The 16,257-nt window shown below is 34.9% G+C and carries 12 protein-coding genes; all 12 read left to right on the top strand.

Going from position 1 to position 16,257, the window contains the following annotated elements; all coding sequences use genetic code 11:
- The first annotated feature begins 23 nt into the window (after window positions 1-23).
- The 12 genes from ACEN2K_RS00595 (at window position 24) to ACEN2K_RS00540 (ending at window position 16,145) form a co-directional block, all read left to right on the top strand.
- Window positions 24-830 (top strand): glycogen/starch synthase, encoded by an 807-nt coding sequence (locus tag ACEN2K_RS00595; RefSeq protein ID WP_441757367.1) that lies wholly within the window; start codon window positions 24-26, stop codon window positions 828-830.
- Window positions 831-849: 19 nt separating this feature from the next.
- Entirely contained in the window at window positions 850-2,412 is a 1,563-nt protein-coding gene (locus ACEN2K_RS00590; RefSeq protein ID WP_441757366.1) for a DUF4270 domain-containing protein, read from the top strand.
- A 7-nt stretch (window positions 2,413-2,419) separates the two neighbouring features.
- The gene (gene glmS / locus ACEN2K_RS00585; RefSeq protein ID WP_441757365.1) at window positions 2,420-4,267 is read left to right on the top strand and encodes a glutamine--fructose-6-phosphate transaminase (isomerizing); all 1,848 of its coding nucleotides are present in this window, start codon (window positions 2,420-2,422) and stop codon (window positions 4,265-4,267) included.
- Window positions 4,268-4,560: 293 nt separating this feature from the next.
- On the top strand, window positions 4,561-7,395 hold the full coding sequence (locus ACEN2K_RS00580) for a TonB-dependent receptor domain-containing protein (RefSeq protein WP_441757364.1): 2,835 nt from the start codon (window positions 4,561-4,563) through the stop codon (window positions 7,393-7,395).
- A gap of 36 nt (window positions 7,396-7,431) precedes the next feature.
- Complete coding sequence (locus ACEN2K_RS00575) at window positions 7,432-8,961, top strand: G-D-S-L family lipolytic protein (protein WP_441757363.1); 1,530 nt, start codon at window positions 7,432-7,434, stop codon at window positions 8,959-8,961.
- 244 nt (window positions 8,962-9,205) lie between these two features.
- Window positions 9,206-10,717 (top strand): F0F1 ATP synthase subunit beta, encoded by a 1,512-nt coding sequence (gene atpD, locus ACEN2K_RS00570; protein ID WP_441757362.1) that lies wholly within the window; start codon window positions 9,206-9,208, stop codon window positions 10,715-10,717.
- A gap of 78 nt (window positions 10,718-10,795) precedes the next feature.
- Entirely contained in the window at window positions 10,796-11,077 is a 282-nt protein-coding gene (locus ACEN2K_RS00565) for a FoF1 ATP synthase subunit delta/epsilon (protein WP_441757361.1), read from the top strand.
- 182 nt (window positions 11,078-11,259) lie between these two features.
- A complete protein-coding gene (locus ACEN2K_RS00560) occupies window positions 11,260-12,426 on the top strand; it encodes an aminotransferase class I/II-fold pyridoxal phosphate-dependent enzyme (RefSeq protein WP_441757934.1) in 1,167 nt (388 codons plus the stop codon).
- A gap of 36 nt (window positions 12,427-12,462) precedes the next feature.
- The gene (locus ACEN2K_RS00555; RefSeq protein WP_441757933.1) at window positions 12,463-12,840 is read left to right on the top strand and encodes a GxxExxY protein; all 378 of its coding nucleotides are present in this window, start codon (window positions 12,463-12,465) and stop codon (window positions 12,838-12,840) included.
- A gap of 38 nt (window positions 12,841-12,878) precedes the next feature.
- A complete protein-coding gene (bioD, locus tag ACEN2K_RS00550; RefSeq protein ID WP_441757360.1) occupies window positions 12,879-13,496 on the top strand; it encodes a dethiobiotin synthase in 618 nt (205 codons plus the stop codon).
- 75 nt (window positions 13,497-13,571) lie between these two features.
- A complete protein-coding gene (gene bioA, locus ACEN2K_RS00545; protein WP_441757359.1) occupies window positions 13,572-14,843 on the top strand; it encodes an adenosylmethionine--8-amino-7-oxononanoate transaminase in 1,272 nt (423 codons plus the stop codon).
- Window positions 14,844-14,990: 147 nt separating this feature from the next.
- Entirely contained in the window at window positions 14,991-16,145 is a 1,155-nt protein-coding gene (locus ACEN2K_RS00540) for a beta-ketoacyl synthase N-terminal-like domain-containing protein (protein WP_441757358.1), read from the top strand.
- Window positions 16,146-16,257 lie beyond the last annotated feature (112 nt).

Raw genomic sequence — 16,257 nt, 5'->3', positions numbered from 1 at the left:
CAATAAATTAAGCAAATTACAATATGAAAGATAAGAGGATATTATACGTATCATCTGAAGTGGTGCCTTATCTGGCTGAAAATGAGGTTTCTTTAATGTCTTATGATGTGCCAAAGATGGTAAACGATCAAGGCGGACAGATCAGAATTTTTATGCCGAGATATGGAAATATTAATGAGAGAAGACACCAATTACATGAAGTAATTAGGCTTTCAGGGATGAATTTGGTAGTGAATGATTTGGATATGCCTTTGATTATCAAAGTAGCGTCTATTCCTAAAGAACGCATTCAGGTTTACTTTATAGATAATGATGAATATTTTAAAAGGAAAGCCACATTTGCAGATGAAGATGGGGTAATGTATCCGGATAATGATGAGCGTGCTATATTCTTTGCAAAAGGAGTGGTAGAAACGGTGAAAAAACTAAACTGGGTGCCTGATATTATTCATGTTCATGGTTGGATGGCTGCTATGCTGCCTATCTATTTAAAGCACTACTATAAAAATGAAGCCTTGTTTTCAGATACAAAGATTGTAACCTCTGTATATAGTCAATCTTTTGAAGGTACTTTAGATGCTGAGATGATTAACAAAATTCAGCTTGATGGTGTTCCTTTGGATGCTATTGCTGATTTAAAAACACCTGATTATGAAAGCATAATTAAGGCAACAATTAATCATTCGGACGCAGTAATTATTGCTTCTGATAGCCTTTCTCCAAGTTTAACAAAATTTATAGAATCTTCAGGAAAACCTTTTTTACCTTTCGTGCCTAAAGATGCTTTCGCAGAAGCGTACAGCAATTTTTACAACAACGAAATTCTATAATTTAAAATTTTAAGCATCAATGTACAATACTTCTTTTTTTAAGAAAATTCTAATAGTTGCGACTGTTCTTTTTTTATATTCTTGTGATAAAGATTACAATTCCATAGGGGATGGATTAATTGGGGACAATCATTTTGATTTTGAGAAATATACCTCAAATGTTTTAGCCTATAATCAAAAAGTAGGACCTGTCCAGTCAAATGGACTTGCAGTGAATGCATTAGGAATTTATGACAATCCTGCTTTTGGAACAACAACAGCTAATTTTGCTACTCAAGTTACATTAGATGCTGTGAACCCTACCATTGGTAAGAATCCAGTTATTGAAAGTGTGGTATTGACAATACCTTATTTTAGTACGTTGAAATCTACGGATAGTAATGGAGATGGGACATATGAGTTAGATTCTATTTACGGTCCTGCCACTGGTAAGATCAAACTAAGTGTTTATGAGTCGGGTTATTTTATGAGAAATTTAGATCCTAATGGTGGATTTCAAGAAACTCAAAAATATTATACCAATCAAAATGCAGATTTTAATAGTGTCAAAATAGGAGCTCGATTAAATAATGCGTTAAGTGTTGCACAAAATGACGAATTTGTGTTTAGTCCTGCCGAGTATAAATCTACGGTTACTACTGATGGAAAGGATGTTGTAACAAGAGTTGCTCCAGGTATGCGACTTGATCTTAATGCAGCGTATTTTAAAACTAAAATTATTGATGCAGCTGCAACTGGGAACTTGGTTACTAATGATGTTTTTAAAAATTATTTTAGAGGATTATACTTTAAGGTCGAAAAATCTGGTAGTAATCCTTCTAACATGGCTTTGCTAGATTTTAAAAAAGGTAAAATAACTATTAAATATAAAGAAGACACCTCAGACAGTGATAATACACGTGTTGATAAATCTATTGTTCTAAGTTTGTCAGGCAATACAGTTAGTTTACTAGAAGATAGTAATCTGACTCCAGCATATACTAATGCTACAGCTGCTGCAAATATTGATAAGACGCTAGGTGATGAGAGACTTTATGTTAAAGGTGGCGAAGGTTCTATGGCTATTTTGGAAGTATTTACTGCTGATCAATTAAAAGCTATTAGAGAAAATGGATGGTTAATTAACGAAGCTAATCTAGTTTTCCATGTTGATGCAGCAGCATTAGGAAGTGCAGAAAAACCTAATCGTATTTACGTATATGACTTGAATAATAATCGACCTTTGATAGATTATTATAATGATGGGACTGCTGGAACAACTGACAAAGATAATAAGCTTGTTTTTAGTGGTATATTAAATAAAACAAAAACCGATGATAACACCTATAAAGTAAGAATAACAAATCACGTTAGAAGTTTGATTAAAAATGCTGACTCTACAAATGTTAAGTTAGGTGTTGTTATTACAGAAGATATAAATACCACAAATTCATATAAACTAAGAACGAGTAATAGTACTATATCTCAGTTGCCTCAAGCAGCTGTTATGAGTCCGTTGGGTACTGTTTTTTACGGAAGTAAAGCAACAGTAGCTGAGGATAAAAGATTGAAACTAGAGATTTATTATACAAAAGCTAATTAATTAATATATGTGTGGAATTGTTGGATATATAGGTTATAGAGAAGCTTATCCTATCGTTATAAAAGGGTTGAAAAGGCTTGAATACAGAGGATATGATAGTGCTGGTGTAATGGTGTACGATGGAGATGACATCAAGCTTTGTAAAACTAAGGGCAAGGTTGCTGATTTAGAAGAGAAAGCTTCTGGTGAAAGCGCGATGAAAGGTGCTATAGGTATAGGTCATACGCGTTGGGCAACGCATGGGGTGCCAAATGATGTGAATTCGCATCCACATCTTTCTAATTCTGGAGATTTAGTAATTATCCATAACGGAATTATTGAAAATTACGCACCGTTAAAAGAAGAATTGCAAAAAAGAGGATATGTTTTTCACTCTGATACTGACACTGAGGTTTTAGTTAATCTTATAGAAGAAGTTCAGAAAAATGAAGGAATAAAATTAGGAAAAGCTGTTCAAATCGCTTTGAATCAAGTTGTAGGAGCTTATGCTATTGCTGTATTTGATAAAAAAAATCCAGATGAAATAGTAGCTGCACGTTTAGGAAGTCCTTTAGCTATTGGTATTGGAGAAGGGGAATATTTTATTGCTTCTGATGCCTCACCGTTTATTGAATATACTTCTAATGCAGTGTATTTAGAAGATGGTGAAATGGCTAATATAAGTTTACGTAAAGCAATGAAAGTTAGGAAAATTAAAGATGACTCTTTAGTGGATCCCTACATTCAAGAATTACAAATGAATTTAGAACAGATTGAAAAAGGGGGTTATGATCACTTTATGTTAAAAGAGATTTATGAACAACCTAGTGTTATAAAAGACACTTATAGAGGACGACTACATGCTAATGAAGGAATTATTCAGATGGCAGGTGTTGAGGATAATCTAGAGAAATTTTTAAATGCAGATCGAATTATAATAGTTGCTTGTGGTACTTCTTGGCACGCAGGTTTAGTCGCTGAATATATTTTTGAGGAATTTGCTAGAATTTCTGTTGAAGTGGAGTATGCATCAGAATTTAGATATAGAAACCCAATTATTAACAGTAAAGATGTTGTTATTGCTATTTCTCAATCAGGAGAAACAGCAGATACCATGGCTGCGATTAAATTAGCTAAAGAAAGTGGTGCGTTTGTTTTTGGAGTTTGTAATGTCGTAGGGTCTTCTATATCGAGAGAAACTCATGCTGGAGCATATACACATGCCGGACCAGAGATTGGTGTAGCTTCAACGAAGGCTTTTACTACGCAAATAACCGTGTTAACTATGATTGCTTTGCGTTTGGCAAAAGCCAAAGGTACGTTGTCGCATTCTGATTTTCATATGTATTTGCAAGAGTTAGAGTTGATTCCAGAAAAGGTAAAAGAGGCGTTAGATACTAATGATACAGCAAAAGAAATAGCTGCTACTTTTAGTGAGGCACCTAACTGTTTGTATTTAGGAAGAGGTTACAATTTCCCTGTAGCTTTAGAAGGAGCTTTAAAATTAAAAGAAATATCATATATACATGCTGAAGGTTATCCTGCAGCAGAGATGAAACACGGCCCGATTGCTTTGATTGATGAGCACATGCCTGTTGTTGTAATTGCGCCTAAACAAGGTCATTACGATAAAATTGTGAGTAATATTCAGGAGATAAAATCCAGAAGTGGAAGAATTATTGCTGTGGTGACTAAAGGAGATACTGAAGTACGTAAATTAGCAGACTATGTTATTGAAATTCCAGAAACTTCGGATGCATTGTCACCGTTAATCACAACTATACCGTTGCAATTATTGTCTTACCATATTGCTGTTTTAAGAGGATGTAATGTAGATCAGCCTCGAAATTTAGCGAAGTCGGTTACGGTTGAATAACAATTAGTTACTTATATATTTTAAAAGCGAGATACATTATCTCGCTTTTTTTATACATTATAATGAAATTTATAATTTTTGTGATAAATTCAATTTTTAGTCTATTTTAGTATGTACGCATAGTAATTTGCAATAAATTAACACAAATGCACATTAATATATAAAAATCATATTGTTGTATTTATGTTAAAATGAACTAAATATGTTGGCATATATTTATTTATTTATCTTGTTTTTTAATAATATCAAAATTATTTGTACTTTGGCGATATAAATCATTAAAATATAACCAAATGAGAATTTATTTACTTTTGTTGTCATTGTTTTTTTGCAGCATATCCTTTGCTCAAAATTCAATTTCTGGTACGGTAGCAGATAGTGGTGGCCAACCTGTGATTGGTGCGAATGTTAAAATTATTGGCGATGTAGCTGGAAGTGTTACTGATGCCGATGGAAAATTTGTCTTGTCTTCGTCCAAAAAACCACCCTATGTTATCGAAATTTCAAGTGTAGGATTTGTTTCTAAAAAAGTAAATATTGTATCACTAAATCAAAAAGTATCTGTTACCCTAAGTGATGAAGACAATTTACTTAATGAAATTGTTGTGTCTGCTTCTCGAACTCCAGAAAGGGTTTTAGAATCTCCGGTTACTATTGAGAGAATGGGTATTGCGGATATTAAAAAAACAGCTTCTGCTACCTTTTATGATGGATTGGAAAATTTGAAAGAGGTTCAAATGAACACAAGTAGTTTGTCATTTAAATCGATAAATACTCGTGGTTTTGCAACTGTAGCCAATACACGATTCATGCAATTGGTGGATGGTATGGATAACTCGTCACCATTACTGAATTTCGTACTAGGGAACATGATCGGAGTGTCTGAAATAGACGTTCAAAGTGTAGAGTTATTGCCGGGAGCATCTTCCGCGTTATATGGTGCAAATGCCTTCAATGGAATATTGTTTATGAATAGTAAAAGTCCATTTACAAGTCAAGGTATTACAGCTTATGCAAAATATGGACAAACGAGCCAAAAAGCAGCTGGCTCTAATGACTTTGTAGACTACGGAATTAGAATGGCTCATGCTTTTAGTCCTAAATTAGCGGCAAAGGCAAATTTCACCTATATGCATGGTACTGATTGGTATGCCACTAATTATGATGATAAAACAGTTGTTGGCAGAGACAGGAACCATGTTAATTATGATGGTATCAATGTGTATGGTGATGAAGTTACAACTAATCTAAAAGGTGTTGGTCAGTCACTTGCGGCGCTAAATATTATACCAGCATCAGCAGTTAATTTATTGCCTAATTATAATGTAAGTAGAACTGGTTATAATGAAGTTGATTTAACAGATAATAAAGCAAGTAATACTAAAATTGACTTTTCACTCCATTACAAACCATTTGCGGATGATTTAGAAGTTATTTGGCAAAGTAAATTTGGTTGGGGAAATGCAGTTTATCAAGGTGCTAATAGGTATTATTTGAATGACTTTTTTATGCAACAACATAAGTTAGAAATAAAAGGGAAAAACTTTTTTGTAAGAGGGTATACTACTAACGAAGATGGTGGAAAGTCATATGATATGCTTTTTACAGGTATCAATATAAATAGAGTGTGGAAAGATGATAAAACTTGGTTTGGGCAATATGCAGGTGCATATGTGGGTGCTACACTAGCAGGTCAAACGCCGGAAAATGCGCATATAATTGCAAGGAGTACTGCGGATACTGGAAGATTAATTCCAGGAACTGCAGCTTTTAGATCTGCTTTTAATAAAGTAACAAATGAGGCTAGTGTATTAACGGGTTCAAAATTAGTGGATAATTCTAAAATTTATCATTCTGATGCTAATTACAATTTTAAAGATCTTATCGAATTTGCTGAAATTCAAATTGGAGGTTCTTATAGAGCGTATCAATTAAATTCGCATGGTAGAATTTATACTGATAAAGATGGGCCTATAAACTACGATGAATACGGAGCTTATACGCAAGTAACTAAGAAATTTATAGACGACCGTTTGAAATTCACAGGGTCAGTACGTTATGATAAAGCGCAAAATTTTGACGGTAATATTTCACCAAGAGTTTCGCTGGTGTATTCTGGAGGCGAAAGCAGAAGACATAATTTTAGAGGATCTTTTCAAACAGGTTTTAGAAATCCATCAACACAAGATCAATATATTGGTTTTAATGTAGGTAGTGCTTTATTGCTAGGATCAGCTCCAGATAATTTAACAAGATTCTCTGAGGTTAGAGGGAATGATATTGATGGAAGTGGTACTATTTCTGCTTTTGGTCAAGCTGTACTTGGTTCAAATACAGTTGTTTTAAATGGTTTAAATGCTTATAATAATTCTTATACAGCAACATCTGTAGGTCAGTTTAGTGCAACAGGTAATGCTAGTTTGTTAAGAAAAACAAATGTTGATTATGTAAAGCCAGAGCAAGTTAAGGCATTTGAATTAGGGTATCGTTCATTTATAAGAGACGTGTCAATAGATATTAACGGATATTATAATATTTACAATGACTTTATTGGTAACTTAAATGTGATCGCACCTTATTATGGAACAACTCAAGATGCTCCGAATCCTACGCCAAACCCGGCAGATCCAGGATTCCAGACATTAGCAGCATTGCAAGGTGGTGATTATAGGGTGTATCAGTTATATACTAATACTGATGTAGAGATTAAATCACTTGGTTTTGGTCTTGGTCTTTCAAAAAAAGTATATAGAGACTTTGAAGTAGGTGTTAACTATAATTATGCTGAATTTAAATTTGACCAAGAAAAGGATCCAAGTTTTGAAGCTGGTTTTAACACTCCTAAGCATAGAGTGAAAGCGTCATTTGGTAACGAGAAATTGTTTGAAAACTTTGGCTTTAATATAAGTGGAAGATGGAGCAGTGAATATTTATGGCAATCAACAATGGTTGACGGTATGATAGATGCGGCTACTGTAATTGATGCGCAAATTAATTACAATATTCCAAAACTAAAATCTACATTAAAACTAGGGGCTTCAAATATTGGAGGAAAAGAATATGCGCAAGTTTTAGGGGCAGGTTTAATAGGGCAGCAGTATTTTGCATCATGGACCATTAATCCTTAAGAAAGAGACAGTCATTAATAAATAAAACAAATAACAATGATAAAAAATTTAAAATGGTTGCTATTGGTTTCCTTGACCTTCGTAGCATGTAATAGTGATGATGAAGTAGTAGTTATTTCAAATTCATCAGATGGATTGCCATTAACGGCGGGATCCGCTGATTTTTCAAAATATGTTGCATTAGGAAACTCGTTAACAGCGGGTTATTCGGATAACGCTTTGTTTGTTGAAGGTCAAAAAGTATCTTATACCAATATTATGGCTGGACAGTTTGCAACCGTGGGTGGTGGAGATTTTAAAATTCCGTTCATGTCAGATAATATAGGTGGTTTTAAAATAAACGGTTCTGTAGCAGCTGGGGCAAGATTAGCTTCAACTGGAGGCGGAGCACCGGTTGCAGTATCGGGTACTCCTTCAACAGAGATTTTGACATCAATTGCTGCTGCGGGTCCTTATAATAATTGTGGGGTTCCAGGTGCTAAGAGTTTTCATTTATTGTCTTCAACTTATGGTAGTCCAGTTGGTATTGCTAATGGAACTGCTAATCCATACTATGTTCGATTTGCGCCTCAAAGTACTCCTACTTCGGTGGTAAAATACGCATCAGATCAAAAGCCAACATTCTTTTCACTTTGGATAGGCAATAATGATGTTTTGGGTTATGCAACAACGGGAGGAGATGGAACAAATCCTATTACACCTTCAGCGGGTGTAGCTGGTGTTGGTTTTGATGCCACATATGATGCCTTGGTTAATACCTTAACTTCAGGTGGGGCAAAAGGAGTTGTAGCAAATATTCCATATGTAAATACGGTTCCGTTCTTTACTTATATTGCGACAAATCCAGTACCTTTAAATGCTACACAGGTTGCACAACTGAATCCTTTGTTTGGAGCTCTAAATAGTATTTTAGCAGCAGCTTCACAGCCAGCTCGTTTCCAAACACTAACAGCAAGTTCGACAAATCCACTTTTAATAGCGGATGAAATGTTGGCTTATGACGCTACTACATTATTTACAAATGCATTGCAGGGAGCTCCGTTTAATTATCCACAAGCTACAGCGGCTTTTTTAGGAAATTTATACGGTAAAGCGCGTCATGCTACTAATACAGCAACAGCTAGAGATTATATATTATTATCAGCAGGTGGAACAATTGGGGCTACGCAACCAGGTTATCCCGCGACCAATAACACTATTGGAGTTACTTTCCCTATGGAGGATAAGGCAACTTTAACAGCAAGTGAAGTGGCTTTAGTTAAGACGGCAACAGATGCTTATAATGCAAAAATTAAAGCAGTAGCAACGGCTAAGGGGCTAGCTTTTGTAGATGCTAATGCTTTAATGTCTCAAGTTGCAACTGGTGGATTTTCAGCTAATGGTTTTACAGTATCGGGCGCATTTATTACAGGTGGAGGTTTTTCAACAGATGGTGTGCATCCTTCTCCTAGAGGTTATGCAATGCTTGCTAACAAATTTATTCAAGCCATTAATTTGCAATATGGTTCTAATATAAAAGGAGTCGATTTAGGAAATTATAGAATTTTATTCCCAAAGTCACTTTAAGTGTTATAACAAAGTTATATAAAACCATCCCAATTTTGGGATGGTTTTAAGTTTTTATCCAATTGATTTTCAGGTTTGACATTTGAAAAAGGGATAATTAGTCTGCAATTTATTTTTTATCTAAAAAATATTGATTTTTTATTTTAAAAAATTATCTTTGCACTCTGAAAAAAGCATCTAATCGATAAATTTCGATTGGTACTATTTCATAAACCTAAATAGCTATTTAATAAATACATAAGTAATGTCAAAAGTAATAGGAAAAGTTGCGCAAATCATTGGTCCAGTAGTTGATGTAGTTTTCAACGGTAAAGATGTTGAACTTCCAAAAATTTATGATTCACTAGAAATCACAAAAAAAGATGGTACTTTATTAGTACTTGAAGTGCAATCTCACATTGGTGAAAACACCGTTCGTACCATTTCGATGGACTCAACAGATGGTTTGAGTAGAGGTTATGAAGTAGTTGGAACAGGGAATCCTATCCAAATGCCTATTGGTCCTGACGTATATGGTCGTTTGTTTAACGTAATCGGTGATGCAATTGATGGTTTAGGAGAATTACCTAAAACAGGTGAAAATGGAATGTCAATTCACCGTCAAGCACCAAAATTTGAAGATTTATCAACTTCTTCTGAAGTTTTATTCACTGGTATTAAAGTAATTGATTTAATTGAGCCTTACTCAAAAGGGGGTAAAATTGGATTATTTGGTGGAGCAGGTGTTGGTAAAACAGTTTTAATTCAAGAGTTGATTAACAATATTGCAAAAGGTCACGGTGGACTTTCAGTATTCGCAGGAGTAGGGGAAAGAACACGTGAAGGAAATGACTTACTTCGTGAGATGTTAGAGTCAGGGATTATAAAATATGGTGAAGAATTCATGCACTCTATGGAAAATGGAGGATGGGATTTAACTAAAGTTGATATGCCAGGAATGAGAGAGTCTAAAGCTACTTTCGTTTTCGGACAAATGAATGAGCCACCAGGAGCTCGTGCTCGTGTGGCACTTTCTGGATTGTCTATTGCTGAATATTTCCGTGATGGAGCAGGAACTGATCAAGGTAAAGATGTATTATTCTTCGTGGATAATATCTTCCGTTTTACTCAAGCAGGTTCTGAGGTATCGGCTCTTTTAGGTCGTATGCCATCTGCAGTAGGATACCAACCAACATTAGCTACAGAAATGGGAGCGATGCAAGAACGTATCACATCTACTAACAAAGGATCAATTACATCTGTACAAGCGGTTTACGTACCTGCGGATGATTTAACTGACCCGGCACCAGCAACAACGTTTGCTCACCTTGATGCAACAACTGTATTGTCTCGTAAGATTGCTGAGCTAGGTATTTATCCAGCGGTTGACCCGTTAGATTCTACTTCTCGTATCTTAACACCACAAATTCTAGGTGATGAGCATTATGACTGTGCACAAAGAGTTAAAGAAATTCTTCAAAAATACAAGCAATTGCAAGATATTATTGCGATTCTAGGTATGGAAGAATTATCAGAAGAAGATAAATTAGCAGTTTCTAGAGCACGTCGTGTGCAACGTTTCTTATCTCAGCCTTTCCACGTAGCTGAACAGTTTACAGGATTAAAAGGTGTTTTAGTAGACATCAAAGATACCATCAAAGGATTTAATATGATTATTGACGGTGAATTAGATCACTTACCAGAATCAGCATTTAACCTTAAAGGTACTATCGAAGAAGCTATCGAAGCTGGAGAAAAAATGTTAGCAGAAGCTTAAAAAATAGTTTAAGGTTTAAAGTTTAAGGTTCACAAGCAACTTTAAACTTTAAGCTTTTAAACCTTTAACTACAAAAATATGTTATTAGAAATAGTATCACCAGAGGCCTCTTTATTTAAAGCAGAAGTTACTTCAGTAGCTGTACCAGGTGTTAATGGTAGCTTTCAAATTTTAAATAATCACGCGCCTATTGTTTCAATACTTGAAAAAGGAATCGTGAGTATTTCAGCTCCATCTTTCCAGTTAAGTAAAGAAGCATCAGCAATCTTTACAAAGATTAATGATCAAAATTATACGCTAGCGATCTCTTCTGGAACGTTAGAAATGAAAGACAATAAAGTGATTATTTTAGCAGACTAAAACTATTCACCAAATTATATATTAAAAGCCAGGCAATTTTGTTTGGCTTTTTTTTGTTTAGGAGCTATTCCAGCTATTCATTACAATCTTTTACTTTTTAAAGAAAAAAGTAAAAGGATTTTCATTACTATCTGGGCTAAAACATAATGGCTATTATTATATTAATTAATAACTTTGAAGATATGAAATTACCTGAAAATCTTCTTAAAAAGCTTCATATTCGCCACAGCGAAAATGCACTTAGAAAATTGCCTGATACAAATGATTTAATTGATTTTAGTTCGAACGATTATATAGGATTTTCTCAGTCAAAAGCAATTTTTAATCAAACGCATCAGTTCCTTATTGACAATCAGTTTTTTCAAAATGGTGCTACAGGTTCTCGGCTTATTTCAGGGAATCATCCTTTATATAAAATAACAGAAGATTACCTTGCTCAGTTTCATAACGGAGAAGCTGCTTTACTATTTAACTCGGGTTATGATGCTAATGTCGGTTTCTTTAGTAGTGTTCCACAAAAAGGTGATTTGATATTGTACGATGAACTTTGTCATGCTTCCATTAGAGATGGAATTAAACTTTCTAATGCAAAAGCATATAAGTTTGCCCACAATGATTTTGAAGAGCTTGAAGCGCTTATTATACGTCATAGCGTTGAGAATATCTATATCGTTACTGAAAGTGTTTTCTCTATGGATGGGGACACCCCCAATCTAGAAGAGTTAATTGCAGTTTCTAAAAAGCATAGTTGTTATTTAGTAGTTGATGAAGCCCATGCTCTTGGTGTTTATGGAGATAAAGGTGAAGGCTTAGTCCAGATGCTCAATTTACAAGATGCTGTTTTTGCCCGAATCATGACTTTTGGTAAAGGCTTAGGATGTCATGGTGCGGCTATATTAGGTTCAATTGATTTAAAACAGTATTTAGTCAATTTTGCTCGCAGCTTTATTTACACAACGGGAATGTCGCCGCATTCTGTAGCTACAATTTTGATAGCATATCAATCATTAGATGCTAGCACTGATAACTTAGTTCAATTGAGATCGAACATCGTTCATTTCAACCAACAAAAAATATTGCTGGGTTTAAAACCAATGTTCGTGCAATCTAAATCAGCGATACAGTCAGCAATAATTCCTGGAAATCAAAAAGTGAAAGCAATAGCTCAAAAATTTCAAGATAGTGGTTTTAATGTTAAAGCTATTTTATCGCCCACAGTTCCCGAAGGACAAGAGCGCTTACGATTTTGTCTACACAGCTACAATTCGAAGGAAGAAATTTCAGGAGTTTTGTCAATGTTGAGTACTTTTGTCTTTTCGCCCACAGATTATACTGATCTCAGGGATTAAAACAGATTTATAATGAGTGAGTTACTACATAAATAAATTACTGAAGACATAATAAGAATATATTTCGACATTTATAACCAATTAGGATATGGATTTTTGGAGAAGATTTATCAAAATGCGATGTTTTTTGAATTAAAGAAGCAAGGATACAATGTTAAAGCTCAAACTCCTATAAAAGTATATTTAAATGGACAATTACTAGGAGAGTATTATAAGGATTTATTAGTTGAAGATAAAGTCATAGTAGAACTGAAAGCTTGTGACCTCCTCATAAATCCGCATGTAGCGCATCTGATGAATTATTTAAAAGTAACTGAAATAGAAGTGGGTCTTTTATTGAATTTTGGAGAAAAGGCTGAATTTAAGCGTATAATATATACCAACGATAGAAAAAAGAATTTAAAAAATCAGTGATAATCTGATGAATCAGTATTATCCGTGGTCTAATAATTATGAAAATATTTGTAACAGGAATAGGAACTGATGTAGGTAAGACAATTGCTTCATCAATTATAACTGAATCTCTTCAGGCAGATTACTGGAAACCCATCCAAGCGGGAGATTTAGATAACTCTGATAGTCATAAAATAGAACGCTATATCAGTAATGATAAAACCGTTATTCACCCTAATACCTATAAATTAAACACACCAGCGAGCCCACACGTAGCTGCTGAAATCGACGGAATTACTATTGATGTCACTACAATTGTTGCGCCTGAAACCGAAAATCATTTGGTTATAGAAGGCGCAGGAGGTTTGTTTGTTCCTCTGAATAATCAGGATACAATTATTGATTTGATTCAGCCTGATTACAAAGTGATTGTTGTTTCTAGACATTATTTGGGAAGTATTAATCATACTTTATTAACAATCGAGGCGCTTCAAAATCGAAAAATTGAGAAAGCAGGAATTATTTTCAGCGGCGAAGAAAACAAAGCGACCGAATCAATTATTTTATCTAAATCAGCTATTAAATTTATCGGACGTATTGAACAAGAACCTTATTTTGATCAAAATGTAATCAAGGATTATGCTGACCAATTTAGAGAAAATTTGTTAAGTCTATAAACAATATGCATTTTGCTCTTCGCGTGTGGCGGGCTGTTTATCTCTGCGTATATTTGCGGAACAATTTATTTTATCATGACATTATCAGAAAGAGACCAACAATATCTTTGGCATCCCTATACTCAACATAAAACAGCTGCGCTTCCTATCGCCATTAAAAGAGGGGAAGGGGCTTTGCTCTGGGACGAGAACGATAAAGAATACATTGATGCCATTGCGTCCTGGTGGGTGAATCCTTATGGACATAGTAATAAGTTTATTGCCGATGCTATTTATAAGCAATTAACGACTTTAGAGCACGTTCTTTTTGGCGGTTTTACACATGAGCCAGCAATTGTTTTGAGTGAGAAATTAATCGAAATTTTACCAAGCAATCAGCAGAAAATATTTTTTTCTGACAACGGTTCCACTGCGGTAGAAGTTGCGATTAAAGTGGCCTTACAATTTTTCTTTAATAAAGGAGAAAAGCGCACCACAATTATTGCTTTCGAAAATGCCTTTCATGGCGATACTTTTGCAGCAATGGCTGCAAGCGGAATTTCATTTTATACACAAGCCTTTGAAGGGATGTTTATTGATGTGGTACGTATCCCTGCTCCCATTAAAGGGCATGAGCAAGAAAGTTATGATGCGTTGAAAACTCAAATTAAAAACAATAATTGTGCTGGTTTTATCTTTGAGCCTTTGGTGCAAGGTGCAGCTGGAATGGTAATGCACGAGCCAGAAGCCTTAGGTAAATTAATCGAAATTTGCAGAGAAAACCAAGTGCTAACTATCGCTGATGAAGTGATGACTGGTTTTGGTAAAACAGGTAAAAATTTTGCGATGGATTATGTAAATGTTTTGCCAGATATGATGTGCTTGTCAAAAGCGCTTACTGGTGGGACTATTCCAATGGCGATTACAACATTTACAAACGAAATCTTTGATGCTTTTTACGACGAAGATATAAACAAAGCCTTATTTCACGGACATACATTTACTGCTAATCCTACAGGTTGTGCCGCGGCATTAGCGAGTTTAGAATTATTAAATACTCCTGAAATGCAAGCCAACTTAGTTCGTGTAAATGAAAATCACTTGGCTTTTCAAGCCAAAATTAAAGAACACAATAAGGTAAAAACTACTCGAGTGCTAGGAACTATTTTTGCTCTAGAAATAAAGACTGAAGGTGCGGCAAGCTACTACGGAAGCTTAAGAAATAAACTATATGATTTCTTTATTGAAAATGGTGTGATATTAAGACCGGTAGGGAATATAGTTTACATTTTACCCCCATACATCATTACAGATAGTCAATTGCAAAAAATATATCAGGTAGTCGAAGATGCGCTTGAAATAGTTTAATTTTGTAGCTAATCCTGCTATACATTGCAATCTTTATACTCTCCTTAAAGACAGGAGAGTACAAAGGATTTTCATTACTATCAGGGCTAAAAAACAGGTGGCTTATTCGCAATAAACTACTGATTACAATACATTTAAAAACACACCTTGTCACAAATTATATCTATTACTGCACTTGCTTCTATATCTCCACTGGGAAATGATCCGCAACTTATTTGGGAGAATTACCTTAATGATCAACATTGCTTTGTTCAAAAAAATATTGATAAAGCGCCTACATTTGTAGCTCCGCTGGATGCACATTCAGTTTCAAAAATTGAATTGTTGAAACTTTCTGATCATAAATATAAATTTCTGGACAATTCAGTTCTGTACGCTATGGAAGCTGCACGTTCAGCAATGAAGCAAGCAGGTTGGGGTGCGAAAGATGTATTCGGAATTAATATTGGTTCTTCTCGTGGAGCCACTGATTTATTCGAAAAACACTATCAAGAATACTTAGCAACTGGTAAAGCGCAAACCTTAGCTTCGCCTACAACTACCTTGGGGAACATTTCTTCTTGGATCGCTCACGATTTACAAAGTTCTGGTCCTGAAATTTCACATTCTATCACTTGTTCTACGGCCTTGCACGCTGTTTTAAATGGAGTAGTATGGCTAAAATCTGGGATGGTTGATAAATTTATGGTCGGAGGAAGTGAGGCGCCCCTAACCAATTTTACCATTGCACAAATGCGCGCTTTAAAAATTTATTCAAGATCTGAAGAAGAATACCCCAACAGAGCGTTAGACTTGGATAAATCCCAGAATAGTATGATACTTGGTGAAGGTGCAGCAGTTTGTTGTTTAGAAAAGGGGAAAAAAGATAATGCTTTGGCTTTTATTGAAGGTATAGGCTATGCAACAGAAATATTAGAGCATAACATATCTATATCAGCAGAGGCTATTTGCTTTCAAAAATCAATGAAAATGGCATTAAAAGACACAAAATTATCTGATGTTGATGTCATTGTGATGCACGCCCCAGGAACTATCAAAGGAGATTTAACAGAGTACAAAGCAATCCAAAAAGTTTTTGGCGAGAGCATGCCTTTACTGACGACAAACAAATGGAAAATAGGACATACTTTTGGAGCTTCTGGCTTGTTAAGTTTAGAGTTGGCCATCCTCATGATGCAGCACAATAAATTTATAGGAGTTCCTTTTGCGAAAGCACAAAAACAAGAAAGACCTATAAAAAAAGTTTTGGTGAATGCAGTTGGTTTTGGTGGTAATGCAGTGAGTGTATTGTTGAGTTTATAATAATAGGCTTGTTTACTATTTCCTATTTCTTAAATATAAATCTGCCATCTGTGTTAGAAGGCAGAAAGAGTATCTATTTTATTTGAAAAGATTCCCACTATCCGCGTTCCAT

The sequence above is a fragment of the Flavobacterium sp. W21_SRS_FM3 genome (assembly GCF_052113625.1).
Lineage (GTDB): Bacteria > Bacteroidota > Bacteroidia > Flavobacteriales > Flavobacteriaceae > Flavobacterium.
The sequence above is the reverse complement of the archived record's forward strand: the minus strand, read 5'-3'. Positions and strand labels throughout refer to the sequence as shown.